The organism is Anaerosphaera aminiphila DSM 21120 (genome assembly GCF_900129925.1).
Lineage (GTDB): Bacteria > Bacillota > Clostridia > Tissierellales > Peptoniphilaceae > Anaerosphaera > Anaerosphaera aminiphila.
Genome location: NZ_FQXI01000003.1, coordinates 23212 through 47924 on the forward strand (window position 1 = coordinate 23212; position 24713 = coordinate 47924).

Sequence of the window (24713 nt, forward strand, 5' to 3'; positions counted from 1 at the left end):
AACTACCCCTCTACAGTAAAAATAACCCACTCAGAAATATTTACAGCATGATCTGCAATTCTCTCAAGATATTTTGAAATCATTAATAGATCCACTATAAAATCCGGTTCCACTTTTTCTTCTCGAATTAATTTTATTAGGTCATCTCTTACTGTTATAAAATAATTGTCAACTACGTCATCATATTTGCTAACTTCTCTAGCTAAGACAACATCATTATCCACAAATGCCTTAACTGTATTTTTTACCATATAAATTGTATTTCTTCCCATTTCTATAATATGTCCCGTATCTCCAAACTTATTTCCATCTTCATAGTGCATACATATTTCAGCTATGTCTCTGGCTTGGTCTCCAATACGTTCCATGTCGGTTATTATCTTTAATGCAGCGGATATTCTCCTTAAGTCTTTTGCAACAGGTTGTTGTTCTATTAAAAGTCTTAGACAGTGAGTTTGAATCTTATGTTCCATATTGTCAATTTCCTCTTCATGTTCATAAACTTCTTTAGCTTTTTTGACATCTTGTTTAGAAATTAAACCCACAGCTTTTTCTACAGAAACTTCTACCAACATTCCCATTTTTAAAATTTCTTCATTCAGGACTTCTAGTTCATCATCAAATTTGCTTCTCATGTTCTCACCCAAACCTTCCTGTTATATAATCCTCAGTTCTCTTGTCTTTTGGAACTGAAAATATTTCAAAGGTATCTCCGTATTCTATTATTTCTCCAGTTAAAAAAAATGCAGTCTTATCAGAAACTCTTGATGCTTGTTGCATATTATGTGTGACCATAATAATTGTATACTTCTCTTTTAATTCTGAGACTAAGTCTTCAATTTTTCCTGTAGATATGGGATCCAGTGCTGATGTTGGCTCATCCATTAATATAATGTCTGGCTCGACTGAAAGTGCTCTTGCAATACAAAGTCTCTGTTGTTGGCCTCCGGAAAGTGACATTGCATTCTTTTTTAAATTTCCCTTAACTTCATCCCAAATAGCTGCTCCCTTTAAAGATTTTTCAACTATTTCATCTAGCTTTGTCTTGTCCTTTACACCATGTGTCTTTGGTCCATAGACAATATTTTCATATATGCTCATTGGAAATGGGTTTGGGGATTGAAATACCATTCCAACTCTTTTTCTCAAGTTGTTTACATCATAGTTTTTTTCATATATGTTTTCTCCGTCTATTGAAATAAGACCTTCTATTTTACAGTCCGGAATAAGATCATTCATTCTATTTATGCATTTTAGTGTAGTAGATTTTCCACAGCCAGATGGTCCTATAAATGCTGTTATTTCTTTTTCTTGTATATCTAAATTTATTCCCTTTAATGCTTGAAAATCACCATAATATAAATCTAAATTTTTTATTTGTATTTTTGGTTTCAACTCTTAACCTCCGCAAATTTACTGGCTAGTTTATTTGAAATATAATTAATTAACAATACTAACAACAATAACACCGTTCCTGTAGCATAGGCTTCTCCCACGTGCATTCCCTCTGTAGACAACATATACATATGAAGAGCCAAAGTCCTTGATGAAGAATTTAAACTTGTAGGAAGTGACGTTGCTGTTCCCAGTGTGTATATTAAGCAAGCTGTCTCTCCAACAATTCGTCCTGTTGCAAGTACAATTCCCGATATAATTCCCGGCACAGCTACGGGAATTACTATTCTAAATATTGTTCTCAGTTTTCCGGCTCCAAGTGCAAAGCTAGCCTGCCTTATATTGTCAGAAACAGATTTTAAGGCTTCTTCAGTGGAGCGGATTATAAGTGGTAATATCATTATACTTATTGTAAAAACTCCTGAGAGTATTGAATACTTTAAGCCCATTCTCAACACGAAAAATAACATTCCAAAAAGCCCATAGACTATAGATGGAATTCCCTGAAGTGTTTCAGTGGCAAGTCTAATTACCTCTACAATTTTCGAATTCTTTTTTGAGTATTCAACTAAATATATTGCTGTAAAAATACCTATTGGTGCAGCTATTAGTATTGAAAGGGCCACTACAATAAGTGTGGTGATTATTGATGGTAGCATAGACACATTTTCACTTGTGTAGTTTAGTGAAAACATACTGAGTTTTAAATGTGGAAGCCCCTTTATAATTACATATCCAACTATTAAAAACAAAGATCCAAATGTTATAAACACAGAAAATCTGGTCATAACTTTGTATATATTTAACTTTCCACTCTTTCCCAAGTAGATAAGTAATAGTATTAGTAAAATTACAATAATTGCAACAATCATATTTTTTCACTCCTTTTTTTAAATATAAAGAAGCTAATATTTATAAGTAAAATAAATATAAATAAAACAGCTGCTGTAGCTATTAGTGCCTGTCTATGCATTCCCTCTGCATATCCCATTTCCAATACAATATTTGTGGTCATGGTTCTAATTCCCTTAAATATATTAAATGTAAGTCGTGTTTGATTCCCCGCAACTAAAATAACTGCCATTGTCTCTCCGATTGCTCGGCCAATTCCCAGTATTATTCCAGCAAATATTCCAGACTTTGCCGCAGGAAGCATTATCCTCATCACAGTTCTCTCATGCCCTGCGCCAAGCGCAACACTTCCCTCATAATATGACTTTGGAACTGTTTTTATTGCACTTTCAGCCAAACTTATTATTGTAGGTAGTATCATTATCAACAGCAGTATACTCGCTGTCAATATACTCATCCCATTTCCTCCAAATATTTTTCTGATTATTGGCACTAATACAGTAAGTGCAAAAAATCCATAGACTATTGAAGGAATTCCCGCCATTAAATTTAAAGCCGGTTTCAAAAATCTGTATAATTTTGGACTGCAATCAAAGGCAAGAAATGCCGACGTAAATATTGCAATCGGCACAGCCATTAAACTTGCTAAAAATGTTACCATTAAAGAACCTACAATCATTGAAAGAATACCATATGACGGTGGGTTGTTCATCGGATTCCAATCTGTATTAAATATAAAGTCTTTTATTCCAACTTCTCTTACAAAAGATATTCCACCACTAAATATAAATACCGAAATTAATACTATAAATAACACTGAAAGAAGTGCACAGACCAGAAAAAAATACTTAGTTATACTCTCTTTAAACCTAGCTCTGTTCACATTTCTCTCATCGATCATGTTACTATCCATTATTTCACTCCCAACTAGTTAACTTTCCCTCAAATATATCTTTAATTTTTTCCAAACTCAAATCTTCTACTGGTGCATCTTTATTTACAACTACAGCTATTCCATCTCTTGCTATAATAGAAGAATTTAATTCTATTTCAGAATCCTTTAACTCTCTTGAAGACATTCCCATTTCTGCCGAACCCTCTTGTACAGACTTTATTCCTGCTGAAGAACCTGTTGCTTGAATATCAGCCTTAAATTTTGGGTTGAATTTCTTGTAGTTTTCAACAAGCTTTTCCATTAAGGGTGATACTGAAGTTGAACCGGCTATTGTGATTTTTGCCTCGCTATTTGTTGTTTCATAGGTTATTCCCCTCATATCGGAAACATATCCCATATCTTCAACAACTTTTTGTCCTTCATCACTTTCTATATACTTTATAAAGTCCAGTGCCTCTTCTGATATATCCTTATTATACACCATAGTAAAAGGCCTTTGAATTTTATAACTTCCGTTTTTTATGTTCTCTGAATTCACTTCTGCCCCATCAACTTTAACTGCTTTTACTGTATCATTTAATGATCCTAGGGAAATATACCCTATTGCATTTTCATCATTTGACACTGCATTTAAAACTGCTTCCGTTGAATTTTGAACTACTGCTTCTTCATAAGTATTGTCTGTTTCTCTTCCTTGTCCATCCTTTTCAAGTACACCTGTGATTTCTATAAACGCAGTCCTAGTTCCGGAACCCTGTTCTCTCGTTATCACATTAATAATTGTCTTTGAATCCTTTGATGCACAACTACTTAATAGCACAATAATTATAGCACACAGTACAATTCCTAGATTTTTTGATGATTTATATCTTCCCACTATTTTCATCCTCTCATATTAAAACTCCCTCTTTATTATACTATAATATGAAAATTAGAAAGCAAGAGAATTGTTTTTTTCTCTTGCTTTTAAGTTTATTTATTTTTATATAATCTAAATATATCTGCTTTTATTTCCAACTGGTCTGTGTCCCTTCAAATATATCTTTGATTTTTTCCAAACTCAAATCTTCTACTTCTGCTTCCTTATTTACTATTACTGCTATTCCGTCTCTTGCTATTACTGCTGATTTCAAATCACTTTCTGAGTCTTTTAACTCTCTTGAAACCATTCCTATTTCTGCGGAGTCCTCTTGAACTGACTTAACTCCTGCTGAAGAACCTGTAGCTTGAATGTCCACTTGAAAATTCGGATTAAATACTTTATAAGCTTCAGTTAGTTTTTCCATTAAAGGTGTTATTGAAGTTGAACCTGCTATTGTTATTTTTGCATTACTGTCTAACGCCTCATAAGTTATTCCCTTTACATCGGAAACATATCCCATTTCTTCAATAACTTTTTGACCTTCATCGCTTTCTATATACTTTAAAAAATCCAGCACTTCAGCAGATGCGCCATCTTTATAAACTATATTAAAAGGTCTTTGAATTTTATAACTTCCATCTTTTACATTAGCAGCTGTGGCTTCCACTCCGTCAACTAATAGTGATTTCACAGTATCGTTTAAAGAGCCTAAAGATACGTAGCCTATTGCGTTTTTATCATTTGACACTGCATTTAAAACTGCTTCAGTTGAATTTTGAACTGTTGCCTCTTCAGATGTGTTATCTGTTTCCTCTCCAGAGTCATTCTTTTCAAGTATTCCTGTTATTTCCACAAATGCTGTTCTAGTACCTGAACCCTGTTCTCTTGATATTACACTAATCGGTTCTGAATTGCTTTCATTTTGCGGAGTTTCATTTGAATCTTTTGAATTACAAGCTGTTAACAACAAAGATACTGAAGCTAACAGTACAACGCCAAGGTCTTTCATCTTTAATCTTTTTTTCATTCTTTCCATCCTTTCAAATTAAAACATTATCGTAAGTTAATTATATAAGTAAAATGTAAATTTAAAAGCTAGGGAGTGTAAAGTTTTTGTAAATTAATTGTTTACCTAATAAAATTCTACTAATAAAATTCTAATTGTAAAACTATGTTATAATATTTCATAACTAAATCTACACTTGAGGTGAATTATGGATAAATTTTTAAGAAAAAAAGGTATCAACTTCTCATTTAAAACTTATTTCATTGATGCAATGGGAGCCATGGCCTACGGTCTATTTGCATCCCTACTTGTGGGAACTATACTAAACACAATAGGCCAACAATTTCATATCGCATTTTTAACAGACGTCTTATGGCCAATTGCACAAGAAGCTACCGGACCAGCAATAGCAGTATCAATTGCATATGCTCTAAAAGCACCTGACTTAGTATTATTTTCCTCTACTTTAGTAGGTATAGCAGGTTATAAGTTAGGTGGACCTGTTGGAGTATTTATTGCAACAATATTTTCCGTGGAATTTGGAAAAATTGTATCAAAAGAAACTAAAATAGACATAATACTAACTCCTACCGTTACAATTTTAATAGGGATAGCAGTTGCAACTTTTATAGGTCCTCCAATACAGTACATAATGCAAAGTATTGGAGAAGTAATTATGGTTGCCACAAATGCCCAACCAATTTTAATGGGAATTGTAGTTTCTGTAATAGTGGGTATTGTACTCACCCTTCCAATTTCATCTGCGGCTCTATGTATGATGCTTTCATTATCAGGACTTGCAGGAGGAGCTGCAACTGTTGGGTGTTGTTGTCAAATGGTTGGATTTGCCGTAATCTCCTTTAAAGACAATGGAGTGGAGGGACTTGTAGCTCAAGGTCTGGGAACCAGTATGTTGCAAATGCCAAATATTATAAAAAACTATAAAATTTTAATACCGCCAACTTTGGCCTCTGCTATTTTAGGACCCATTTCCACTACAATTATGAAAATGGAAAACACTCCTTTAGGATCCGGAATGGGAACATGTGGGCTTGTTGGGCAAATTGGCACTATAAATGCAATGATTGATAGAGTTCCATTTACAAAAATACTATTTAATATGACAATACTGCAATTTTTATTACCTGCAATACTTTCATATATAATCTATGTAATTATGAAAAATAAAAATTATATAAAAGATGGAGATATGAAGTTGCAATAAAATAAAAACTTAAAAAATAAACTGCCTTGACTAACATTAGCCAAAGCAGTTTATTTTTATCCTAGCAAATTAGGTAGCCACATTATAATTTGCGGAACAAATGCAAATAACATTACGGCCGCCATTTCAACTAAAAGAAATGGCAGGACACCTCTTACTACTTCATTAAATTTAAGTCCAGTAATTGAACTAGCTGTAAATAAATTGTATCCAAAAGGAGGAGTTACATATCCTATTACTAAATTTATTACAAAAATCATTCCAAGGTGAAGAGGATCTAATCCAAGTTCTATACCCAGAGGAACAATTACAGGAGCTAATATTATTATTGCAGCCACTGTATCCATTAACGCTCCTACTATAAATAGTATTAACATTAAAATTAATAAATAAGTAAATTGATTATTAATAAATGTACTAAGTTTTGCAACAATTATTGTTGAAACTTCTGTAACTGACATAATCCAAGACAATAAATTTGCAGCAGCTATTATTATATCTACCATTGCAGCTGTTCCCATTGATTTTAAAAGCGCACTTGGTAAATCACTTATTTTAAATTCCTTATATACAAACATTCCAACAAATAGTGCATAAACTACACCAACTGCAGCAGCTTCTGTAGGAGTAAAAATCCCTGAATAAATTCCTCCTAAAATTATAACTGGAAGAAGTAGTGCTCCTAATGCTGACCAAGTATTTTTTAAAACTTCTTTTATTGAAAAAGTTTTACTTCTATTTTTTAAAATTTCAGGATTTTTAAGAGCTATTACAATATTTACACCTATAAGTACCAACATAAGTATTATCCCAGGAACTATTCCTGCAATAAACATTTTTGGTATTGAAAGTCCCATAGTTACACCATAAATTATCATTGGTATACTTGGAGGAATAATAGGACCTAAAGCTCCTCCAGCTGCCGACATTCCAGCCGCAGTTTTTAGTGAATACCCATTTTTTACAAGTGACGGAATCATTATTCCTCCAATTGCAGCTACTGTGGCAGGTCCTGATCCAGTCAGTGCAGCAAAGATAGCACAGGAGACAATTGTTACAATTCCCAGACCTCCCGGTAGCCAGCCAAGTAAACTTTCTGCCCACGTTGTCATTCGTTTAGATATTCCCCCTCTATCCATCAATTCACCTACAAGGATAAATAATGGAACAGCTAATAGGGGAAAAGAATCCAATCCTGTAATAACTCTTTGAGCTACTAACATGAGTGGTTTCATATCAGTTACTGTAAGAAAAAATATTCCAGAACCCAATATTGAAAATGCAACAGGGACTCCGATAAATATTAACCCCAGCATTAGAGCAAACATAATTCCAACCATTATTTTCCCTCCTTATTAGATATTAATGCCATATCTTCAAATAAATGTACTACTGAATAAAACATTATTAACAACCCAGATATTGGAGCTGCTAAATAAACTAACATCATGCTAATTCGAAGTGCAGGACTGAGTTGTGTCCTAACTGCAAACGCAACCTTAAATCCATATCTTATAAGTACATAACAAACTAAAATAACTATTATATTTACTATAATATTTAAAATAGCTTTTTTTCTTTTTGATAACATGTCAGTAATTATAGTTACAGTTGCATGAGAATTCTTCTGTGTACACACTGCAGCACCCAATAAATTAGACCAAATAAATGCATACCTGGCCAATTCTTCAGTCCAAGATAGTGAATTATTCAATACAAATCTAGTAAATACTTGTAATACACAAGATATTATTAAAATAGAAAATGAAATAACTATTAAAACACTTAAAATCTTTTCAATGTAATAATTAATTTTATTTAAAGTTTCCATAAGTACCCCCTTATTTTTATGAAATTGTATTTAATTTAATTCCTTCATTAAGTCCTTTACATATGTTCCTCCAATAGTTTCAGCTCTGTCTTCATAGAAATCACCTAACACCTCTTGAAATGCATCTAAATCAATATCTTCAATAACTGTCATACCTTGATTTTCCATTTCTTCAAGCATTGTTTTTTCTAGAGCTTTGTTTTGTTCTCTACATAATTTTCCTGCTTCAACAGCTGATTCTCTTAATATTATTTGCTCATCTTCACTTAATGAATCATATAAATCTTTTGATGTACATATAATTAGTGGAGAGTAAAAGTGACCTGTCATGTTTAAGTATTTTGCAATATCAGGAAATCCATTAGTATAAGTTACACTTATTGGTATGTCCAATCCATCAATAGTTCCCTGTTGCAGTCCTGTTATTGTTTCTGACCAAGCCATAGGTACAGCATTTGTTCCAAGAGCTGCATATGTAGAAATATAACTTTCTGTTTCCATGCAGCGAATTTTTAAACCTTTAAAATCAGATGGCTCACGGACTATTTTATCAGAAGTTACTAAGTGTCTAAATCCACCTTCCCCATATCCAAGTGCTTTAACTCCATAATTATCATACTCATTTAAAATATCTGACCCAATTTTTCCATCTAATACACGTGCTGCTGTTTCATTGTCTTTGAATATAAAAGGTAGGTCAAATAATCCAGCTGCTGGTATATATCCACTTATATAAGCATTGGTCATTACAGCCATATCTGTAGTTCCAATTTGCATTCCAGTAAACATCTCTCCTTCTTGCCCTAACTGTCCGCCTCCTTTTATTTCAATTTTAATTTTGCCATTCGTCTTTTCACTTACTATGTCTGAAAAGTTTTTAGCAAAAATATAATATGGATCATTGTCAACAGCCGCAGTTGTAAACCCAATTTGATAAACTTTTACATCCGATTTAGGTTCTTTACTTGAACAAGATGTTAAAACTAATAGTAATAAACTCGCTACCAATATTTTTTTTAACTTTTGCATTTCATATCCCCCCTATTTAACTAACTCTTCTGGAACCTTACTAACCATATCTTTTATTTCACTTTCAGTAAAATTGTAATCTAATAACAGCTCAATAAAACTTAAAATAGAATCCAATGGATTTTCTTTATCTTTTTGCCCTCGGTCGGTACTTATAAACACACTTGATGTTCCTATAGATTTAATGCTATCAATCATACTTTCTGCACTACAATCTCCATCTGACAAATTAGCCCATAGTTTTTCTATTTTAACTCCATTTTTTGCCAATTCTACTTGAATTGATTTAGGAACTTTAGTTCTATACCAATCAGGATGTGTTAATACCGTTTTTACCCCCTGTTTTCTTGCTTCCTCACAAGCCAAAATACTTTCTTCTACACTTACATGGCCTGTAGCTAAAACACCATCATATTTTTTTATAACTTCTAACACTTCATAAAATGGAGAGATGAGTTTTCCCTTATCATCTAAAATTGAAATTCCAGGTCTTTTAAAAAAATCACCTTTCATATCTCCAAATTTTAAGCAATGCAGAGAATCTCTGGTGGGAAGCCATACAAATTTTGCCCCCAATTTTAAAGCACTTTCAACTGCATAGGGATTAATTCCACCTACAGGCCAATTTAACACCACTCCCCCCAAAGCTCTAGTATTAAATGTAAAATGATGATTTATTAAAGAAGCTCTTCCAGCTGTAGACTCATAGTGATTTTTTATCATTACCCCATCCATTTTATAGTGATTTGCTTGTTCTACTAACTCTATATCATCTAATAACCTATCTATATGAGACGGTGTAGTGTGAACATGGAGGTCATATCCTCCTTTTAAAAGTGATATTGCTTTTTCTCTATTATCCATAACTCCTCCAAATTACAATTTACATTAGATTCTTGCAAGATATCTAAATATAGATTATCATATGAGTTGAACAATTAAAAACAAGTAATTATTTTAAAATTCAAAGAAAATTCTTGTACTAAAGAGATAGCAAAATTAAATAATTTACTATTATCCCTTTATTTACATTTATTTTAAAGAATATACTTGTAGTACATATATAAACATCTTTGTCTTAAAATTTTTTATAAAATTATTTAAAATATTTTTGATTGGAGTTAGTAAAATGAAACAAAATTATAAAATTTTTATGTTAGTTGCAGAAGAACAAAGTATAAGTAAAGCAGCAGAAAAAGCTTTTGTAACTCAACAATGTGTGAGTGATCATATAAAACGTCTAGAAAAAGAATTTAACGTCAAATTATTTGAAAGAAAACCATATTTTCATCTAACTTCAACAGGTGAAATAATGCTTAAATACTTGAGAAATTTAAATACCATAGAAAATAATATGGGAAAGAATTTAAAAGAAATATCTGAAGGTAAAAAAGGTGAATTTACTGTAGGAATTAGTACTTCAAGAGCACAAATGATTTTACCTAAAGTGTTGAAAAAATATTATGAATATTTTCCCGATGTAAAAGTTTCTTTTTATGTTAACGATACAGTCATTTTAGAAGAACATTTACTAGAGGGTAGTGTAGACTTATTTTTAGGAATAAACACATCTCAAAATTCTAACTTTCAATTTACTCCTATAGTTAATGATTCTATGCATTTAATTATTAGTAAAGAACTTTTCCAAAAATATTTTGGAAATAAAGAACTTGAAAAATTTAAAAACGGTGTTGATTTAACTGATTTTTCAGAAGTTCCATTTTCTCTTTATTATGAAACTGGAGCTCTAAACTTAGTAATAGAACAGCATTTATTGACATATGGAATTAAATTAAAAAAAACTCCATATTATATTAGTGATTGTGATGTACATATACTACTTTGTCAGTCAGGAATTACAGCTGGATTAATTCCTAAAATGCTATCTGTTAGAGTTCATGAACATAATTCAATGTGCAAAGATAATGAAATTTACATATTTCCAATTAAAAATTTTAACTATCCTTTAAGAATGGACTTAGTCCATCACAAAGATGTAGAATTGCCCTTTTACATTAAATCTTTTTCTGAAATTTTAAAATCTGAAGCACTAAAGTTAATGGAAATATAAATATTATAAAAAATTGTATAAAAAAATGACAAACCAGAAATTCATTATCATAGTTTGCCATTGTCTTATAGAAACACTTAGGTGTTTCTTTTTTATATTAATTCAAGTATTGCCTCTTCTGCTCCATCTCCACGGCGAGGTCCTAGTTTTAAAATTCTAGTGTATCCACCATTTCGATCTTGATATTTAGGGGCAATCTCTTCAAATAGCTTTGTTACAACGTCTTCATCATAAATATATGAAAGAGCTTGTCTTCTAGCGTGAAGATCTCCACGTTTACCTAAGGTAATCATCTTTTCTGCCATTCTTCTTGTTTCTTTTGCACGTGTTACTGTTGTGACAATTTTATCTTCTCTTAGTAGTGAAGTCACAAGATTTCTAAGCATGGCTTTTCTATGAGATGTTGGGAGTCCAAGCTTTCTTAACTTTGCCATTTTAACCCTCCTTTATTCGTCTTCCTGTCTTAAACTTAATCCTAGTTCAGCAAGTTTATGTTGAACTTCTTCTAGAGATTTCTTCCCTAGATTTCTAACTTTCATCATATCGTCTTCAGATTTTTTTGTAAGTTCTTCAACTGTATTTATATTTGCTCGTTTTAAACAATTAAAGCTTCTAACTGAAAGATCAAGTTCTTCAACTGTCATTTCTAAAACTTTTTCTTTTTGATCTTCTTCTTTTTCCACCATTATATTTACGTCGTTTACATGTTCAGTAAGACCTATAAATAAATTTAAGTGTTCTGTTAGAATTTTTGCCGCAAGAGATGTAGCTTCATCAGCATTCATTGAACCGTCTGTAGTAACTTCTAGAATTAATCTATCATAGTCAGTTCGTTGACCTACTCTTGTATTTTCAACTTTCCAGTTTACTTTTTTTATTGGTGTATAGCTTGAGTCAATTGGAATTACTCCGATTTCAGTAATTTCATCTTTTTTTAGCTCTGAAGGCTCATATCCGCGACCTTTTTCTATTGTCAATTCCATATATATATCTGCATCTTCATTTAATGTGGCTATATGGTGATCTAAATTTACAATCTCTACTTCTGGTCCTACTTGAATGTCTGAAGCTAAAAGTTCTCCCTCTCCTTTTTTCTCAATAATAACTTTTACAGGTTCCGTTTCATCTGTTCTTAAAACAATACCTTTTATATTGAGAATAATTTGAGGAACGTCTTCTAGTACACCTGGCATTGTATCAAATTCATGTTCAACACCTCTGATGTTTACAAACGATACTGCTGATCCAGGTAGAGAGGAAAGAAGAACTCTTCTTAGAGAGTTTCCTATTGTAATGCCATATCCACTTTCAAGAGGTTCCACTACAAATTTCCCGTATACACCAGAATCATCTAATTCAACAATATTAATGCTTGGCTTTTCTATCTCTATCATGGGTACCCTCCTTTATGGGTTAACTAGGAGTGTGATAATTAAACTCTCCTACGTTTAGGTGGTCTACATCCATTATGTGGAATTGGTGTTATATCTTTTATCATTGTAACTTCAAGTCCTGAAGCTTGTAATGATCTTATTGCAGCTTCTCTTCCAGAACCTGGTCCTTTTACAAATACTTCTACTGATTTTAAACCATGTTCTTTAGCTTTGTTTGCAGCTTCTTCAGCAGCTTCTTGTGCAGCAAAGGGTGTGGATTTTCTTGAACCTCTAAATCCAAGTTGTCCTGCACTTGCCCAAGAAATAACATTACCGCTTACATCTGTTAGAGTTACCATTGTATTATTAAAGGTTGAAGCTATATGTGCTTGACCTTTTTCAATGTTTTTACGTTCTCTTCTTCTAACACGTGTTGATTTTTGTTTCTTAGCCATGTGAATCCCCCCTTACTTTTTCTTAGATACTAATTTCTTAGGACCTTTTCTTGTTCTTGCGTTTGTCTTTGTTCTTTGACCTCTAACAGGAAGCCCTCTTTTGTGTCTTACACCTCTGTAGCAGTTGATTTCTCTAAGTCGTTTAATGTTCATAGCAACATCACGACGTAAATCTCCCTCTACATGGTATTTATCTATTTCATCTCTTATGCGAGCAAGTTCTGATTCGGTTAAGTCTTTTACTCTTGTATCAAAATTTACATCAGCATTGTTTAATATTTCTTGTGATCTTTTTCTGCCGATTCCATAGATATAAGTAAGACCAATTTCAACGCGTTTTTCTCTGGGTAAGTCAATACCAGCAATTCTTGCCATTAATTATAGCCTCCTCTTATCCTTGTCTTTGCTTATGCTTTGGATTTTCGCAAATGACCATTACTCTTCCATTTCTCTTTATTATCTTACATTTTTCGCACATCTTCTTAACAGATGGTCTAACTTTCATTTGTATCCCTCCTAAATTTCAGGATTATCTATTTTTTCCTCCAAGTGATTCTACCTCTTGTCAAATCATAAGGTGACAATTCAACGGTTACCTTATCTCCTGGAAGTATTCTTATATAATGCATTCTAAGTTTTCCAGAAATATGTGCAAGTATTATATGCCCATTTTCCAACTTAACTTTAAAATTAGTATTAGGAAGTGCATCAACTACTACTCCTTCTACTTCTATTACATCTTCTTTAGCCATTACAAGGTCCTCCTTTTCTTTAGCTATAAATTTTTAGCGATTTTCTCACATAGCTGTCGTTTAAATTATCCACTTTTAAATTTACTATATCTTTATAGATCATTAAGTGTTTAATTTTTTTCTTCTTAGGTTTATTTAGTTTTCTCGTCTTTCCGTCAACTATCAAAACATAATTGTCATCTAAAACTTCATAGACTAAAAATATTTCACCGATGTCTCTACCTGCCTTTGATTTAACAACTTGTCCAACTTCTATAAAAAAAGTTTTATCCATATTTTAATTATTTAAACCCTGTACTATATCTTCAAATACTTTTTTTATGTCTTGGTCTCCATCAATGTCTAATAAAAGTCCTTGGGCGTGATAGTAGTCAATTAGAGGTGATGTTTGATCAAAATATACTTGTATTCTGGTTTCTACTGTCTCTTTAACGTCGTCATCTCTTTGAATTAAAGGAGTTTGATCTATATCACAAATTCCCTCAACTTTTGGAGGATTGTATTTTATATGATAAGTAGCACCACAAGTTTTACATATTCTTCTACCTACTGCTCTATCAACTAATATGCTTTGATCTACATTTATATTAATTACTCTATCAAGCTTAGTTCCCAATTTATCAAGTTCTGCGTCAAGACTTACTGCTTGAGCTACAGTTCTTGGAAATCCATCTAATAAAAAACCGTCTTTACAGTCATCTTTTACTATTCTATCTTGAACTATTTCTATTACTACTTCATCTGGTACTAAAAGTCCCTTGTCCATATAGGCCTTAGCTTTCTTTCCCAGTTCAGTATTATTTTTTATATTTTCTCTAAAAATATCTCCAGTAGAAATATGAGGTATATTGTATTTCTTAATTATAAAATCTGCTTGAGTACCCTTACCTGCTCCTGGAGGTCCTAAAATAACTAACTTCATTATAATTTCCTCCTATTTGTTTAAGAATCCTTTGTAATGTCTCATCAGCATTTGTTGTTCCAATACTCTTGTAGTTTCAAGTACTACACCAACAATAATTATAACGCTTGTACCCCCATAGTTAAACTGCAATCCTGATATTCTAGTCAAAATTGTAGGAAGTACTGATAATATTGCAAGAGCAATAGCTCCCGGTAAAACAAGTCTATTAAGTGTTCTTTGTAAATAGTCACTTGTTGGCTTTCCTGGTCTAATTCCCGGTATAAAACCACCATTTTGTTGTAAACTCTTTGAATATTCAACTGTGTTAAATTGAATTGTACTGTAAAAGTACGTAAAGAATATTATCAACAATACTGTTAAAACTATATTTAATACAAGTCCCGGCGTACCAGAAGTTGTAAAGTATTTCATAATCCATCTTTTTGTAGATTCGTTCTTCATGAACATTGCTATAGTTGCCGGTATTGCAATTAGAGAGTTTGTGAAAATTATTGGCATTACACCACTCATTAAAACCTTAATAGGTATATGAGTTGATTGTCCACCATACATTTTTCTTCCAACTACTCTTTTAGCATATTGTACAGGAATTCTTCTTTCACCTTCATTTAAGGCTACTACAAAAATTACTATTCCTATTACAACTATTAAAAATATCACTAAGAATATAGGACTTGCAATTCCCGCTTTAACTGCTTCTACAGATTGAATTATATCTGTAGGGAATCTTGTAATAATTCCTGCAAATATAAGCAGTGAAACACCATTTCCTATACCATGTTCAGTAATTTGCTCTCCCATATAAATTAGAAGGGCAGTACCAGCTACAATAGAAAGAATAATTACAGAGTTTTGTAAAATCCCCTCTGCTACTACAGCTGTTCTGAATATTCCAAATGTGTATCCAATAGCTTGTACTAGCGCAATTCCTATTGCTAGGTATCTAGTATATTGTGATATTTTTTTTCTTCCTGTCTCTCCTTCTTTAGCTAAAGATTCAAGAGAAGGTATAGCTATAGTTAAAAGTTGAAGTACTATTGATGCGGTAATATATGGATATATATTAGCTGCAAAAATAGTATAGTTACTAAAGTTTCCTCCAGCCATTAAATCTAGCAAGGAAAATACACTTTGATTTGCTCCAGTGAATAGTTGCTTGATCACTTGTGCGTTCATATATGGAACGGTAATGTGAGAACCCAACCTATATAGTAATAACATAAAAAGTGTAAATAACATCTTTTTTCTAAGTTGAGGTATTTTCCAAGCATTCTTAAAGGTCGAAATCATTAAATCACCTCGGCCTTTCCTCCCGCAGCTTCTATTTTTTCTGCTGCAGTTTTTGAGAAATGTTGAGCTTTAACATTTAGTTTAGCATTAATCTCTCCATTTCCAAGGATTCTAACACCGTCTTTTGCCTTGGATTTTTTTATTAATCCAGAGTTTATTAAAATTTCAGGTGTTACTTCAGCACCGTCTTCAAAAGCATTTAAATCCGAAATATTTATTACAGCATATTCTTTTTTGAATATATTTGTGAAACCTCTTTTTGGTAGACGTCTGAATAATGGCATTTGACCACCTTCAAATCCAGGTCTAACTCCTCCGCCACTACGTGCGTTTTGTCCTTTATGACCTTTTCCAGAAGTTTTTCCTGTTCCTGAGCCAATTCCTCTACCTACTCTTTTTCGAGTTTTTACTCCGCCACCTTCAGCAGGTTGTAAGTCATGTAATTTCAAGCTTCACACCTCCTTATTCTTCAACTTCAAGCATATAAGATACTTGTCTAATCATTCCTCTAATTTGAGGTGAATCTTCTTTTTCAACAACTTGTCCTATCTTTCTAAGACCAAGTGCTTTTATAGTTCTTTTATGAGTTTCAATTTTTCCGATAGGGCTCTTTACTAGCTTAATTTTCATAGTTTGTTTACCCCCTTATCCTAAAATCTCGTCTACAGATTTATTTCTTAATCTTGCTACAGATTCTACTGTCTTTAATTGAGATAGAGCATCTATAGTTGCATTAACTGTGTTTCTTGGATTGTTTGATCCAAGGTTTTTAGTACGAATATCACTGATCCCTGCAAGCTCGCAAACTGCACGAACTGTTCCACCTGCAATAACTCCAGTACCGGCACTAGCTGGTTTTAAAAATACTCTACCTGAGCCGAATACTCCAGTTACTTGATGAGGGATAGAAGTTTCTAATAAATTAACTTCAATAAGGTGCTTTTTAGCATCTTGAGTAGCTTTTCTAATAGCTTCAGGCACTTCTAGTGCTTTTCCAGTTCCAACTCCCACATGTCCATTGCGATCGCCTACAACCACTAAAGCTGAAAATCTAAAATTTCTACCACCCTTAACTACCTTAGCAACTCTATTTATTGCTACAACTCTCTCTTCTAGATCGAATTCTGCTGCGTTTATTAATGAACGTTCCATTTTTCCCCTCCTTCTTTAGAATTTAAGTCCAGCTTCTCTTGCTGCTTCTGCAAGTGCTTTTATACGACCGTGATATATATATCCGGATCTGTCAAATACAACTTCTTCTATGCCTGCATCAATTGCACGTTTTGCAATAGTTTCACCTATTTTTTTAGCAGCTTCAATATTTTTTGTGCTTGTAAAATCTAACGATTTATCAAGTGTTGAAGCAGAAACTAATGTGTTTCCTATTTCATCATCTATTATTTGAGCATAGATATGTGCATCTGATCTATAAACAGTCAATCTTGGGCAAGTTCCAGTTCCGGAGATTTTATTTCTAATTCTCTTGTGTCTTTTTATTCTATTTGCATTTCTATCAACTTTATTAAACACTATTTATTCTCCTCCTATTACTTACCTGTTTTTCCTACTTTACGTCTTACATGTTCATCAACGTACTTAATACCCTTACCTTTGTAAGGTTCTGGTTCTCTATATCCTCTGATATGAGCAGCATATGCTCCTACCTTTTGTTTATCTATTCCAGAAATTATAATTTTTGTAGGAGCAGGTACTTCAACTTGAATTCCCTCAGGGTCTTCTAACTCCAATGGGTGTGAAAAACCTAAAGTTAAAGCAAGTTTATTTCCGCTTTTAGCAGCTCTATATCCTGTTCCAATAATTTCTAATTCTTTAGCATATCCTTCTGTAACACCGATTATCATATTGTCAATTAGTGTTCTAACTAAACCATGCATTGCCTTGTGTTCTTTGTTATCGCTTGGTCTATTAACAGTTAAAACATTATTGTCTAATTCAATAATCATGTCACGATCAAAACTTTGAACTAATTGTCCCTTTGGTCCTTTTACTGTAACAGTATTATCTTGAAGTTTAACTTCTACACCATTTGGGATTTCAATTGGTTTTCTACCGATTCTTGACATGTTAACACCTCCTGTTTACCAAACGTAACAAATAACTTCTCCGCCAACACTATTAGCTCTTGCTTCTTTGTCTGTCAATATTCCTTTGGAAGTTGAAATTATTGCAATTCCAAGTCCTCCAAGTACTTTAGGAACATCTTCACAATGAACATAAACTCTTAGTCCTGGTTTAGAAATTCTCTTTATTCCACTAATAACCTTTTCTTGATTTTCTCCGTACTTAAAATCTATTCTAATGATACCTTGTTTGTCATCATCAATCACTTCATAATTTTTGATATATCCTTCATTGAGAAGAATCTCAGATATTTCTTTTTTAATATTTGAAGCTGGAATATCAACAGATTTATGTTTTGCATTATTGCCGTTTCTGATTCTTGTAAGCATATCTGCAATTGGGTCTGTCATCATAATTTATTGCCTCCTTTCCCGATGGTAGAATTACCAACTAGCTTTTCTAACTCCTGGAATTTGTCCTTTGTATGCCAATTCTCTAAAACAAATTCTACAAATTCCATATTTCTTTAAAACAGAGTGTGGTCTTCCACAAATACTGCATCTTGTGTATGCACGAGAGCTATATTTTGGTTTTCTTTTTTGTTTAGCAATCATTGATTTTTTTGCCACAAATTTTACCTCCTAATTACTTAGCAAATGGCATTCCCATTTTTTCAAGGAAAGCTTTAGCTTCTTCATCTGTATTAGCTGTAGTTACAATTACTACGTCCATACCTCTAATAGTATCAACTTCATCGTATTCAATTTCAGGGAAAATTAACTGTTCTTTTAATCCCAGTGCATAATTTCCTCTGCCATCAAAAGCTGTTGGTTTAACTCCTCTAAAGTCTCTTACTCTTGGTAGAGCCACGTTCATCAACTTGTCTAAGAAGTCATACATCTTTTGACCACGTAAAGTTACTTTACAGCCAATTTTATTTCCTTCACGCAATTTAAAGTTTGCAATAGATTTTTTAGCTATTGTTACAACAGGTTTTTGTCCTGCTATAATAGTTAAATCTTTTAGAGCTGATTCAAGTGCCTTAGGATTGTCTTTCGCCTCTCCTAATCCAATGTTAATTGTTATTTTTTCAAGTTTTGGAACTTGCATAACATTTTCATACTCGAATTTCTCTATCATATATTTTGTTACTTCGTCTTCGTATTTTTCCTTTAATCTGGAAGTCATCTTTTACCTCCTTACTTTATTGTTTGGCCATCAGATTTTTTGAATCTAATTTTTTTGCCATCTTCTATTTTGTATCCGAGTTTTGTTGCCTTATTAGAACTAGTATCAAAATACATTACATTTGAAACATGAATTGCTGCCTCTTGTTTCTCTATTCCACCTGGACTTTGAGGTCCTCTTGGCTTCATATGTTTTGTAACTATATTAACTTTTTCCACGATAACTCTATCTTCTTTAGGAAAAGTCTTCAATACTTTACCGGTTTTACCCTTGTCCTTTCCGGCAATTACTTTTACTGTATCACCTTTTTTAATACGCATTTCACTACCTCCTGGTTAGAGTACTTCTGGTGCCAGAGAAATTATCTTCATGAAATTATCTCCTCGAAGTTCTCTGGTAACAGGTCCGAAGATACGAGTACCTACAGGACTTTTGTCTTCTTTTATAATAACTGCCGCATTATCATCAAATTTTATATATGAACCGTCTTTACGGCTAATTCCCTTAGATGTTCTAACAATAACAGCTCTTACAATGCTGCCTTTTTTGACAACGCCTCCCGGTGTTGCTTGTTTAACTGAACACACTACTATGTCTCCGATATTTGCTGTCCTTCTATTCGTTCCACCAAGTACCTTTATGACAAGTAGTTCTTTCGCTCCGGAATTATCAGCAACACGCATCCTACTTTCTTGTTGAATCATGAGCTTCCTCCTTCTTAAGATTATCTAGCTTTTTCAATAATATCTACTAATCTCCATCTCTTGTCTTTGCTAAGTGGTCTTGTCTCCATTAGTTTTACTTTATCGCCAATACCACATTCATTTTGCTCATCATGAGCTTTGAATTTCGCAGTCTTTTTAAATCTCTTTTTATAAATGGGATGAGTTGCAAATGATTCAACAGCCACTACAATCGTTTTGTCCATTTTATCACTTACTACCGTACCAACAATTGTCTTCCTATTGTTTCTTTCCATGCGATTAAGCCTCCTTTCCCATTTCAAGTTCGCGCTGTCTAATAATAGTCATTACTCTGGCGATATCTTTTTTTACGATTCTTATGCTTAATGGGTTATCAAGTTGACCAGTCGCCAACCTAAATCTCAAGTTGAACAGCTCATTCTTTAATTCGTTAAGTTTCTTATTTAATTCTTCACTTGACATCTGGCGAATTTCCTTAGTCTTCATTTGATTCACCATCCTTTTCTCTCATTACAAATTTAGTTTTTATTGGTAATTTCATAGCAGCAAGTCTCATAGCTTCTCTAGCTATTTCCTCACTAACCCCACTCATTTCAAACATTATACGGCCAGGTTTTACTACAGATACCCAATAAGATGGTGCTCCCTTACCGGAACCCATACGAGTTTCTGCTGGTTTTTCAGTAACAGGTTTATCTGGAAATATTTTAATCCAAATGTTCCCACCTCTTTTTATATATCTTGTCATAGCACGACGTGCCGCTTCTATTTGATTTGAAGTAATCCACGCAGGTTCAAGAGCTTGAAGTCCGTATTCTCCGTAAGTAAGCGTATTTCCACGTAGTGCTTTACCCTTCATTCTGCCTCTATGAACTCTACGATATTTTACTCTCTTAGGCATTAACATAAATGTTTCCTCCTTTCTTCCACAGCTTAATTTTGAGCTTTATTTCTGGAATCAGTTTTAAAATTTTTCTTATTGTTGTTATTTCTATTATCTCTATTTTGTGGTCTTTTTCTCTTGTTATCTCTAGTGTTTTTCTTTTCATCTACTTTTCCTTGAAGAACTTCACCTTTGTATAACCAAACTTTAACACCTAATTTACCATAAGTTGTATCTGCTTCTGCAAAACCATAGTCTATGTCCGCTCTTAAAGTTTGTAGAGGAATAGTTCCCTCTGAATAGCCTTCAGTTCTTGCCATGTCAGCACCGCCAACACGTCCAGCCACTGATGTCTTTATTCCAAGTGCTCCAGCTCTCATTGTTCTTTGAATAGCTTGTTTCATAGCACGTCTAAAAGATACACGTCTTTCAAGCGATTCTGCAATTGATTCAGCTACTAGTTGAGCATCTAATTCTTGATTTCTAATTTCTTCAACGTTTAAAACAATACTCTTTCCAGTTAATTTTTCAAGTTCAGTTCTCAACTCTTCAATTCCTGCACCGCCACGTCCGATAACCATACCAGGTTTAGCTGTGTAAATTGAAATTTTTACTTTATTTGCAGCTCTTTCTATTTCAATTTTAGAAATTCCAGCTGTATAAAGTTTTTTCTTTATATATTTACGAACTTTGTCATCTTCTAATAATAAAGCTGCAAAGTCTTTTTTATTAGCATACCATTTTGAATCCCAATCCTTAATTATACCAACACGAAGTCCATGTGGGTTAACTTTTTGGCCCATTCTCTAACCTCCTACTCTCTTTCTGCTACTACAATGCCGATATGACTTGATCTCTTTAGTATTGGATAAGCCATTCCCTTTGCTTTAGGGTGAAATCTTTTCATTGTAGGTCCATCATTAGCATATGCAACCTTTACAATAAGGTCATCTCTATTTAAATTTAAGTTGTTTTCAGCATTAGCTACTGCAGAATTAAGCACTTTGTATAATTCCTTAGCTCCTCTTTTAGGAGTGAACTTTAGGATTGAAAGGGCTTCGTCAACTTGTTTCCCACGAACTTCAGCACATATATAATTCACCTTTAACGGTGAGATTCTAACATATTTAGCAATTGCTCTTGCTTCCATATTAATCCCCTTCCCTATTTTTTCATTCCAGTAGTTTTTTCGTTCTTGCCCACATGGCCTCTATAAGTTCTTGTAGGAACAAATTCCCCAAGCTTATGACCTACCATATCTTCTGTAATGTATATTGGTACATGCTTTCTACCGTCATGCACTGCAATAGTATGTGATACCATTTCAGGAAATATTGTGGAGCGGCGAGACCAAGTCTTTATAACTTTTTTTTCATTAGTTTCGTTTAATGCATCAACTTTCTTAAGCAAATGTTTATCTGCAAAAGGTCCTTTTTTAACTGATCTACTCATTTTTCCCCTCCCGCTTACTTTGTTCTTCTTCTTACTATATACTGATTACTCTTCTTGTTTTTCTTTCTAGTTTTAAGACCAAGTGCTGGTTTACCCCAAGGAGTCATTGGTGAAGGTCTACCTATTGGCGCTCTACCTTCTCCACCACCGTGAGGGTGATCAACAGGGTTCATTGCTGAACCTCTAACGTGAGGTCTTTGTCCTAAATATCTGCTCTTTCCAGCTTTACCTAGAGTTATAAGTTCATGAGACAAGTTGCCAACTTGACCTACTGTAGCTTTACAGTCAAGACTAACTAGTCTAAATTCACCTGAAGGTAATTTTAATTGAGCATATTTTCCTTCTTTTGCCATAAGTTGAACTTCAGTACCGGCAGATCTTGCTAACTGTCCACCTTTTCCTGGAGTCATCTCTACGTTGTGTACAATAGTACCAACTGGCATATTTCTAAGTTTCAAAGCATTTCCAACTTTGATGTCCGCATTTTCTCCAGATTCAATTACATCTCCTACTTTTAAGTTATGAGGAGCTAAAATATATCTCTTTTCTCCATCTGCATAATTTAAAAGTGCAATGTAGCTTGTTCTGTATGGATCATATTCTATAGAAGCAACTTTAGCAGGTATTCCATCTTTGCTTCTTTTAAAATCGATTATTCTATATCTTCTCTTAACTCCGCCGCCTCTATGTCTTGATGTTATTCTACCTTGTGCATTTCTTCCGGCATTTGTCTTTAGATTTATTGTAAGACTTTTTTCTGGTGTCTTTTTTGTAATCTCTTCAAATGTTGAGACAGTCATCTCTCTTAGAGCAGGAGAAGTTGGTTTAAATCCTTTTATCGCCATCTTTTTACCTCCTAATTATTCCATACCCTCAAAGAATTCAATAGATTTAGAATCCTCAGAAAGTTTAACAATAGCTTTTTTCCAAGATGAACGTCTTCCTTGATGAACACCTTGTCTCTTCATTTTTCCACGCATATTCATAGTGTTTACCCTTTGAACTTTTACGTCAAAAATTTCTTCTATCGCATTTTTAATTTCAAGTTTTGTAGCATTTTTGTCAACTACAAATGTATAATTTCCTCTTTCCATATCGTCCATACTTTTTTCAGTGACGATTGGTTTTCTAACTATATCGTATACATTCATTAGTTAAACACCTCCTCAACTACTTTAAGAGCATCCTTAGTTATAATAAATGAATTGTATTTTAAAATATCATAAACATTTATCATATCAGCAGTTGTAGTTTTAACATCTGCAAGGTTACTAGCAGATCTAAATACATTTTTATCATTTTCTGAAATAACTACTAGAGCTTTTTTGTCAGATTTTACTGCATTTAGCATCTTAACAAAGTTCTTTGTCTTTATTTCTTCCATGTTTATATTGTCAACTACAATTATTTCATTTTCACGTACTTTAGAAGTAAGCGCGCTCTTTAGTGCTATTCTTCTTACTTTCTTAGGTGTAGTGTAAGAATAATCTCTTGGCTTTGGTGCAAATACAACTCCGCCACCTCTCCATTGTGGAGATCTTATACTACCTTGACGTGCACGGCCTGTTCCCTTTTGTCTCCAAGGTTTTCTTCCGCCACCACGAACTTCCGCTCTGGTTTTTGCAGATTTAGTTCCCTGTCTTTTGTTTGCTAAAATATTTTTAACAACAAGGTACACAGCGTGTTCATTTATATCAATGTCAAATATATTTTCATTTAGTTCAATTTCTTCAACTGGATTTCCTTCCATATTGACAACTTGAATCTTAGGCATGTTATACCCTCCTTTCACTACTTATGAGCCTTAACAGTCTCTTTTAATGTTATTGTTCCCTTTTTAGGTCCCGGTATTGCTCCCTTAACAAGAATTAAGTTTTTGTCTGCAATAACTCTAACAATTTCAAGATTTTGAACTGTAACTTGCTCATTACCCATCTTCCCAGCCATTCTGTGATTTTTAAATACTTTTCCCGGATAAGAAGCAGCACCCATACCACCAGGCATTCTGTGGAATTTAGAACCATGACTTTCACGTCCTCTTGAAAAACCATGCCTCTTAATAACACCTTGAGTTCCCTTACCTTTTGAAGTACCTGTAGCATCTACAAATTCTCCAACAGCAAATAAGTCTACTTTAATTTCATCACCTAGTGAATAATTTTCAACTTCATCTGTTCTGAACTCTCTAGTGTATTTCTTGTATTCAACTCCTGCCTTGTCGTAGTGTCCCTTTAAAGGTTTGTTAACTCTTCTTTCCTTAACATAACCCGTAGCAACTTGAACGGCGTTGTATCCGTCAGTTTCATTAGTTTTCTTTTGAACAACTACATTTGGTTCTGCCTCAATAACTGTTACAGGAGTAACTGTACCTTCTTCATCAAAGATTTGAGTCATTCCAATCTTTTTTCCAATTAAAAATTTCAATGTTGCACCTCCTAATTTT

41 protein-coding genes are annotated in these 24713 nt (G+C 33.3%); 2 read left to right on the top strand and 39 right to left on the bottom strand.

Going from position 1 to position 24713, the window contains the following annotated elements; genetic code table 11:
• Window positions 1-2: 2 nt before the first annotated feature.
• The 6 genes from phoU to BUB47_RS03285 form a co-directional block, all read right to left on the bottom strand.
• Window positions 3-635, bottom strand: a complete 633-nt coding sequence (gene phoU / locus BUB47_RS03260) for a phosphate signaling complex protein PhoU (RefSeq protein WP_073183741.1) — start codon at window positions 633-635, stop codon at window positions 3-5.
• A 4-nt stretch (window positions 636-639) separates the two neighbouring features.
• A complete protein-coding gene (gene pstB, locus BUB47_RS03265) occupies window positions 640-1395 on the bottom strand; it encodes a phosphate ABC transporter ATP-binding protein PstB (protein WP_073183743.1) in 756 nt (251 codons plus the stop codon).
• Entirely contained in the window at window positions 1392-2267 is an 876-nt protein-coding gene (pstA, locus tag BUB47_RS03270) for a phosphate ABC transporter permease PstA (protein WP_083529054.1), read from the bottom strand. The genes pstB and pstA overlap by 4 nt, the downstream gene beginning before the upstream one ends.
• Entirely contained in the window at window positions 2264-3160 is an 897-nt protein-coding gene (pstC, locus tag BUB47_RS03275) for a phosphate ABC transporter permease subunit PstC (protein WP_083529055.1), read from the bottom strand. The genes pstA and pstC overlap by 4 nt, the downstream gene beginning before the upstream one ends.
• A 4-nt stretch (window positions 3161-3164) precedes the next feature.
• On the bottom strand, window positions 3165-4028 hold the full coding sequence (locus tag BUB47_RS03280; RefSeq protein WP_073183745.1) for a substrate-binding domain-containing protein: 864 nt from the start codon (window positions 4026-4028) through the stop codon (window positions 3165-3167).
• Window positions 4029-4149: 121 nt separating this feature from the next.
• The gene (locus tag BUB47_RS03285; protein ID WP_073183746.1) at window positions 4150-5031 is read right to left on the bottom strand and encodes a substrate-binding domain-containing protein; all 882 of its coding nucleotides are present in this window, start codon (window positions 5029-5031) and stop codon (window positions 4150-4152) included.
• A 187-nt stretch (window positions 5032-5218) separates the two neighbouring features.
• Between BUB47_RS03285 and BUB47_RS03290 the strand changes: the two genes are divergently transcribed.
• Window positions 5219-6235: a PTS sugar transporter subunit IIC gene (locus tag BUB47_RS03290; protein ID WP_073183748.1), complete on the top strand. Its 1017-nt coding sequence runs from the start codon at window positions 5219-5221 to the stop codon at window positions 6233-6235.
• A gap of 56 nt (window positions 6236-6291) precedes the next feature.
• Here BUB47_RS03290 and BUB47_RS03295 read toward each other — a convergent pair whose 3' ends face one another.
• The 4 genes from BUB47_RS03295 to BUB47_RS03310 are packed head-to-tail and all read right to left on the bottom strand — an operon-like array spanning window position 6292 to window position 9959.
• Complete coding sequence (locus BUB47_RS03295; protein ID WP_073183750.1) at window positions 6292-7575, bottom strand: TRAP transporter large permease; 1284 nt, start codon at window positions 7573-7575, stop codon at window positions 6292-6294.
• A complete protein-coding gene (locus tag BUB47_RS03300) occupies window positions 7575-8066 on the bottom strand; it encodes a TRAP transporter small permease (protein ID WP_073183752.1) in 492 nt (163 codons plus the stop codon). Before BUB47_RS03300 ends, BUB47_RS03295 begins: the two co-directional genes overlap by 1 nt.
• A 30-nt stretch (window positions 8067-8096) precedes the next feature.
• Entirely contained in the window at window positions 8097-9095 is a 999-nt protein-coding gene (locus tag BUB47_RS03305; RefSeq protein ID WP_073183755.1) for a TRAP transporter substrate-binding protein, read from the bottom strand.
• 12 nt (window positions 9096-9107) lie between these two features.
• Entirely contained in the window at window positions 9108-9959 is an 852-nt protein-coding gene (locus BUB47_RS03310; RefSeq protein WP_073183756.1) for a DUF6282 family protein, read from the bottom strand.
• A gap of 265 nt (window positions 9960-10224) precedes the next feature.
• Here BUB47_RS03310 and BUB47_RS03315 point away from each other — a divergent pair, with 265 nt between their 5' ends.
• Entirely contained in the window at window positions 10225-11166 is a 942-nt protein-coding gene (locus tag BUB47_RS03315) for a LysR family transcriptional regulator (RefSeq protein ID WP_073183758.1), read from the top strand.
• 92 nt (window positions 11167-11258) lie between these two features.
• Here the strand turns inward: BUB47_RS03315 and rplQ are convergent, their stop codons facing one another.
• From rplQ to rplC, 29 genes are read right to left on the bottom strand one after another with little or no spacing between them, the layout of a single operon-like run.
• Window positions 11259-11600, bottom strand: a complete 342-nt coding sequence (gene rplQ / locus BUB47_RS03320) for a 50S ribosomal protein L17 (protein WP_073183760.1) — start codon at window positions 11598-11600, stop codon at window positions 11259-11261.
• A gap of 12 nt (window positions 11601-11612) precedes the next feature.
• Complete coding sequence (locus BUB47_RS03325; protein ID WP_073183762.1) at window positions 11613-12560, bottom strand: DNA-directed RNA polymerase subunit alpha; 948 nt, start codon at window positions 12558-12560, stop codon at window positions 11613-11615.
• A gap of 38 nt (window positions 12561-12598) precedes the next feature.
• Entirely contained in the window at window positions 12599-12994 is a 396-nt protein-coding gene (rpsK, locus tag BUB47_RS03330) for a 30S ribosomal protein S11 (protein WP_073183764.1), read from the bottom strand.
• A 12-nt stretch (window positions 12995-13006) separates the two neighbouring features.
• On the bottom strand, window positions 13007-13369 hold the full coding sequence (gene rpsM / locus BUB47_RS03335; RefSeq protein ID WP_073183766.1) for a 30S ribosomal protein S13: 363 nt from the start codon (window positions 13367-13369) through the stop codon (window positions 13007-13009).
• 16 nt (window positions 13370-13385) lie between these two features.
• Window positions 13386-13499 carry a 50S ribosomal protein L36 gene (rpmJ, locus tag BUB47_RS03340; RefSeq protein ID WP_005957387.1) on the bottom strand — a complete coding sequence of 38 codons (114 nt, stop codon included), beginning with the start codon at window positions 13497-13499 and terminating at the stop codon, window positions 13386-13388.
• 28 nt (window positions 13500-13527) lie between these two features.
• Window positions 13528-13746: a translation initiation factor IF-1 gene (gene infA / locus BUB47_RS03345; protein ID WP_073183767.1), complete on the bottom strand. Its 219-nt coding sequence runs from the start codon at window positions 13744-13746 to the stop codon at window positions 13528-13530.
• Window positions 13747-13765: 19 nt separating this feature from the next.
• Window positions 13766-14020 carry a KOW domain-containing protein gene (locus tag BUB47_RS03350; protein WP_073183769.1) on the bottom strand — a complete coding sequence of 85 codons (255 nt, stop codon included), beginning with the start codon at window positions 14018-14020 and terminating at the stop codon, window positions 13766-13768.
• A gap of 3 nt (window positions 14021-14023) precedes the next feature.
• Window positions 14024-14668: an adenylate kinase gene (locus tag BUB47_RS03355; RefSeq protein ID WP_073183771.1), complete on the bottom strand. Its 645-nt coding sequence runs from the start codon at window positions 14666-14668 to the stop codon at window positions 14024-14026.
• Between the two features lie 12 nt (window positions 14669-14680).
• Window positions 14681-15961: a preprotein translocase subunit SecY gene (gene secY, locus BUB47_RS03360; protein ID WP_073183772.1), complete on the bottom strand. Its 1281-nt coding sequence runs from the start codon at window positions 15959-15961 to the stop codon at window positions 14681-14683.
• Window positions 15961-16410 carry a 50S ribosomal protein L15 gene (gene rplO, locus BUB47_RS03365; protein ID WP_073183774.1) on the bottom strand — a complete coding sequence of 150 codons (450 nt, stop codon included), beginning with the start codon at window positions 16408-16410 and terminating at the stop codon, window positions 15961-15963. Before rplO ends, secY begins: the two co-directional genes overlap by 1 nt.
• Window positions 16411-16423: 13 nt before the next feature.
• The gene (rpmD, locus tag BUB47_RS03370) at window positions 16424-16591 is read right to left on the bottom strand and encodes a 50S ribosomal protein L30 (protein ID WP_073183776.1); all 168 of its coding nucleotides are present in this window, start codon (window positions 16589-16591) and stop codon (window positions 16424-16426) included.
• 15 nt (window positions 16592-16606) lie between these two features.
• Complete coding sequence (gene rpsE / locus BUB47_RS03375; protein ID WP_073183778.1) at window positions 16607-17113, bottom strand: 30S ribosomal protein S5; 507 nt, start codon at window positions 17111-17113, stop codon at window positions 16607-16609.
• A 15-nt stretch (window positions 17114-17128) separates the two neighbouring features.
• The gene (gene rplR / locus BUB47_RS03380) at window positions 17129-17491 is read right to left on the bottom strand and encodes a 50S ribosomal protein L18 (protein WP_073183780.1); all 363 of its coding nucleotides are present in this window, start codon (window positions 17489-17491) and stop codon (window positions 17129-17131) included.
• 17 nt (window positions 17492-17508) lie between these two features.
• Window positions 17509-18045 carry a 50S ribosomal protein L6 gene (gene rplF, locus BUB47_RS03385; protein WP_073183782.1) on the bottom strand — a complete coding sequence of 179 codons (537 nt, stop codon included), beginning with the start codon at window positions 18043-18045 and terminating at the stop codon, window positions 17509-17511.
• A 15-nt stretch (window positions 18046-18060) separates the two neighbouring features.
• The gene (gene rpsH / locus BUB47_RS03390) at window positions 18061-18456 is read right to left on the bottom strand and encodes a 30S ribosomal protein S8 (RefSeq protein ID WP_073183784.1); all 396 of its coding nucleotides are present in this window, start codon (window positions 18454-18456) and stop codon (window positions 18061-18063) included.
• A gap of 30 nt (window positions 18457-18486) precedes the next feature.
• Entirely contained in the window at window positions 18487-18672 is a 186-nt protein-coding gene (locus BUB47_RS03395) for a type Z 30S ribosomal protein S14 (protein WP_073183786.1), read from the bottom strand.
• Between the two features lie 16 nt (window positions 18673-18688).
• Complete coding sequence (rplE, locus tag BUB47_RS03400; RefSeq protein WP_073183788.1) at window positions 18689-19231, bottom strand: 50S ribosomal protein L5; 543 nt, start codon at window positions 19229-19231, stop codon at window positions 18689-18691.
• Between the two features lie 11 nt (window positions 19232-19242).
• A complete protein-coding gene (gene rplX / locus BUB47_RS03405) occupies window positions 19243-19551 on the bottom strand; it encodes a 50S ribosomal protein L24 (protein ID WP_073183789.1) in 309 nt (102 codons plus the stop codon).
• A gap of 15 nt (window positions 19552-19566) precedes the next feature.
• Window positions 19567-19935, bottom strand: coding sequence for a 50S ribosomal protein L14 (gene rplN, locus BUB47_RS03410; RefSeq protein ID WP_073183791.1), 369 nt, complete (start codon window positions 19933-19935; stop codon window positions 19567-19569).
• Window positions 19936-19955: 20 nt separating this feature from the next.
• A complete protein-coding gene (gene rpsQ, locus BUB47_RS03415) occupies window positions 19956-20210 on the bottom strand; it encodes a 30S ribosomal protein S17 (RefSeq protein WP_073183793.1) in 255 nt (84 codons plus the stop codon).
• 4 nt (window positions 20211-20214) lie between these two features.
• Entirely contained in the window at window positions 20215-20421 is a 207-nt protein-coding gene (gene rpmC, locus BUB47_RS03420) for a 50S ribosomal protein L29 (RefSeq protein WP_073183795.1), read from the bottom strand.
• Complete coding sequence (gene rplP / locus BUB47_RS03425; RefSeq protein ID WP_073183797.1) at window positions 20411-20842, bottom strand: 50S ribosomal protein L16; 432 nt, start codon at window positions 20840-20842, stop codon at window positions 20411-20413. Before rplP ends, rpmC begins: the two co-directional genes overlap by 11 nt.
• A gap of 26 nt (window positions 20843-20868) precedes the next feature.
• The gene (gene rpsC, locus BUB47_RS03430; protein ID WP_073183799.1) at window positions 20869-21621 is read right to left on the bottom strand and encodes a 30S ribosomal protein S3; all 753 of its coding nucleotides are present in this window, start codon (window positions 21619-21621) and stop codon (window positions 20869-20871) included.
• A gap of 11 nt (window positions 21622-21632) precedes the next feature.
• Window positions 21633-21968: a 50S ribosomal protein L22 gene (gene rplV / locus BUB47_RS03435; RefSeq protein ID WP_073183801.1), complete on the bottom strand. Its 336-nt coding sequence runs from the start codon at window positions 21966-21968 to the stop codon at window positions 21633-21635.
• A 14-nt stretch (window positions 21969-21982) separates the two neighbouring features.
• Window positions 21983-22270 (bottom strand): 30S ribosomal protein S19, encoded by a 288-nt coding sequence (gene rpsS / locus BUB47_RS03440; protein ID WP_073183803.1) that lies wholly within the window; start codon window positions 22268-22270, stop codon window positions 21983-21985.
• A gap of 14 nt (window positions 22271-22284) precedes the next feature.
• Window positions 22285-23115, bottom strand: coding sequence for a 50S ribosomal protein L2 (rplB, locus tag BUB47_RS03445; protein ID WP_073183805.1), 831 nt, complete (start codon window positions 23113-23115; stop codon window positions 22285-22287).
• A gap of 15 nt (window positions 23116-23130) precedes the next feature.
• The gene (gene rplW, locus BUB47_RS03450) at window positions 23131-23421 is read right to left on the bottom strand and encodes a 50S ribosomal protein L23 (protein WP_073183807.1); all 291 of its coding nucleotides are present in this window, start codon (window positions 23419-23421) and stop codon (window positions 23131-23133) included.
• Entirely contained in the window at window positions 23421-24044 is a 624-nt protein-coding gene (rplD, locus tag BUB47_RS03455; RefSeq protein WP_073183809.1) for a 50S ribosomal protein L4, read from the bottom strand. The genes rplW and rplD overlap by 1 nt, the downstream gene beginning before the upstream one ends.
• A 17-nt stretch (window positions 24045-24061) precedes the next feature.
• Window positions 24062-24694: a 50S ribosomal protein L3 gene (gene rplC / locus BUB47_RS03460; protein ID WP_073183811.1), complete on the bottom strand. Its 633-nt coding sequence runs from the start codon at window positions 24692-24694 to the stop codon at window positions 24062-24064.
• Window positions 24695-24713 lie beyond the last annotated feature (19 nt).

Bases quoted from the DNA above. Each gene is read 5' to 3' on its own strand.
- phoU (WP_073183741.1), bottom strand. From the start codon at position 635: ATGAGAAGCAAATTTGATGATGAACTAGAAGTCCTGAATGAAGAAATT.
- pstA (WP_083529054.1), bottom strand. From the start codon at position 2,267: ATGATTGTTGCAATTATTGTAATTTTACTAATACTATTACTTATCTAC.
- pstC (WP_083529055.1), bottom strand. From the start codon at position 3,160: ATGGATAGTAACATGATCGATGAGAGAAATGTGAACAGAGCTAGGTTT.
- BUB47_RS03280 (WP_073183745.1), bottom strand. From the start codon at position 4,028: ATGAAAATAGTGGGAAGATATAAATCATCAAAAAATCTAGGAATTGTA.
- BUB47_RS03285 (WP_073183746.1), bottom strand. From the start codon at position 5,031: ATGAAAAAAAGATTAAAGATGAAAGACCTTGGCGTTGTACTGTTAGCT.
- BUB47_RS03290 (WP_073183748.1), top strand. From the start codon at position 5,219: ATGGATAAATTTTTAAGAAAAAAAGGTATCAACTTCTCATTTAAAACT.
- BUB47_RS03295 (WP_073183750.1), bottom strand. From the start codon at position 7,575: ATGGTTGGAATTATGTTTGCTCTAATGCTGGGGTTAATATTTATCGGA.
- BUB47_RS03300 (WP_073183752.1), bottom strand. From the start codon at position 8,066: ATGGAAACTTTAAATAAAATTAATTATTACATTGAAAAGATTTTAAGT.
- BUB47_RS03305 (WP_073183755.1), bottom strand. From the start codon at position 9,095: ATGCAAAAGTTAAAAAAAATATTGGTAGCGAGTTTATTACTATTAGTT.
- BUB47_RS03310 (WP_073183756.1), bottom strand. From the start codon at position 9,959: ATGGATAATAGAGAAAAAGCAATATCACTTTTAAAAGGAGGATATGAC.
- BUB47_RS03315 (WP_073183758.1), top strand. From the start codon at position 10,225: ATGAAACAAAATTATAAAATTTTTATGTTAGTTGCAGAAGAACAAAGT.
- rplQ (WP_073183760.1), bottom strand. From the start codon at position 11,600: ATGGCAAAGTTAAGAAAGCTTGGACTCCCAACATCTCATAGAAAAGCC.
- BUB47_RS03325 (WP_073183762.1), bottom strand. From the start codon at position 12,560: ATGATAGAGATAGAAAAGCCAAGCATTAATATTGTTGAATTAGATGAT.
- rpsK (WP_073183764.1), bottom strand. From the start codon at position 12,994: ATGGCTAAGAAACAAAAATCAACACGTGTTAGAAGAAGAGAACGTAAA.
- rpsM (WP_073183766.1), bottom strand. From the start codon at position 13,369: ATGGCAAGAATTGCTGGTATTGACTTACCCAGAGAAAAACGCGTTGAA.
- rpmJ (WP_005957387.1), bottom strand. From the start codon at position 13,499: ATGAAAGTTAGACCATCTGTTAAGAAGATGTGCGAAAAATGTAAGATA.
- infA (WP_073183767.1), bottom strand. From the start codon at position 13,746: ATGGCTAAAGAAGATGTAATAGAAGTAGAAGGAGTAGTAGTTGATGCA.
- BUB47_RS03350 (WP_073183769.1), bottom strand. From the start codon at position 14,020: ATGGATAAAACTTTTTTTATAGAAGTTGGACAAGTTGTTAAATCAAAG.
- BUB47_RS03355 (WP_073183771.1), bottom strand. From the start codon at position 14,668: ATGAAGTTAGTTATTTTAGGACCTCCAGGAGCAGGTAAGGGTACTCAA.
- secY (WP_073183772.1), bottom strand. From the start codon at position 15,961: ATGATTTCGACCTTTAAGAATGCTTGGAAAATACCTCAACTTAGAAAA.
- rpmD (WP_073183776.1), bottom strand. From the start codon at position 16,591: ATGAAAATTAAGCTAGTAAAGAGCCCTATCGGAAAAATTGAAACTCAT.
- rpsE (WP_073183778.1), bottom strand. From the start codon at position 17,113: ATGGAACGTTCATTAATAAACGCAGCAGAATTCGATCTAGAAGAGAGA.
- rplF (WP_073183782.1), bottom strand. From the start codon at position 18,045: ATGTCAAGAATCGGTAGAAAACCAATTGAAATCCCAAATGGTGTAGAA.
- rpsH (WP_073183784.1), bottom strand. From the start codon at position 18,456: ATGATGACAGACCCAATTGCAGATATGCTTACAAGAATCAGAAACGGC.
- rplE (WP_073183788.1), bottom strand. From the start codon at position 19,231: ATGACTTCCAGATTAAAGGAAAAATACGAAGACGAAGTAACAAAATAT.
- rplX (WP_073183789.1), bottom strand. From the start codon at position 19,551: ATGCGTATTAAAAAAGGTGATACAGTAAAAGTAATTGCCGGAAAGGAC.
- rplN (WP_073183791.1), bottom strand. From the start codon at position 19,935: ATGATTCAACAAGAAAGTAGGATGCGTGTTGCTGATAATTCCGGAGCG.
- rpsQ (WP_073183793.1), bottom strand. From the start codon at position 20,210: ATGGAAAGAAACAATAGGAAGACAATTGTTGGTACGGTAGTAAGTGAT.
- rpmC (WP_073183795.1), bottom strand. From the start codon at position 20,421: ATGAAGACTAAGGAAATTCGCCAGATGTCAAGTGAAGAATTAAATAAG.
- rplP (WP_073183797.1), bottom strand. From the start codon at position 20,842: ATGTTAATGCCTAAGAGAGTAAAATATCGTAGAGTTCATAGAGGCAGA.
- rpsC (WP_073183799.1), bottom strand. From the start codon at position 21,621: ATGGGCCAAAAAGTTAACCCACATGGACTTCGTGTTGGTATAATTAAG.
- rplV (WP_073183801.1), bottom strand. From the start codon at position 21,968: ATGGAAGCAAGAGCAATTGCTAAATATGTTAGAATCTCACCGTTAAAG.
- rpsS (WP_073183803.1), bottom strand. From the start codon at position 22,270: ATGAGTAGATCAGTTAAAAAAGGACCTTTTGCAGATAAACATTTGCTT.
- rplB (WP_073183805.1), bottom strand. From the start codon at position 23,115: ATGGCGATAAAAGGATTTAAACCAACTTCTCCTGCTCTAAGAGAGATG.
- rplW (WP_073183807.1), bottom strand. From the start codon at position 23,421: ATGAATGTATACGATATAGTTAGAAAACCAATCGTCACTGAAAAAAGT.
- rplD (WP_073183809.1), bottom strand. From the start codon at position 24,044: ATGCCTAAGATTCAAGTTGTCAATATGGAAGGAAATCCAGTTGAAGAA.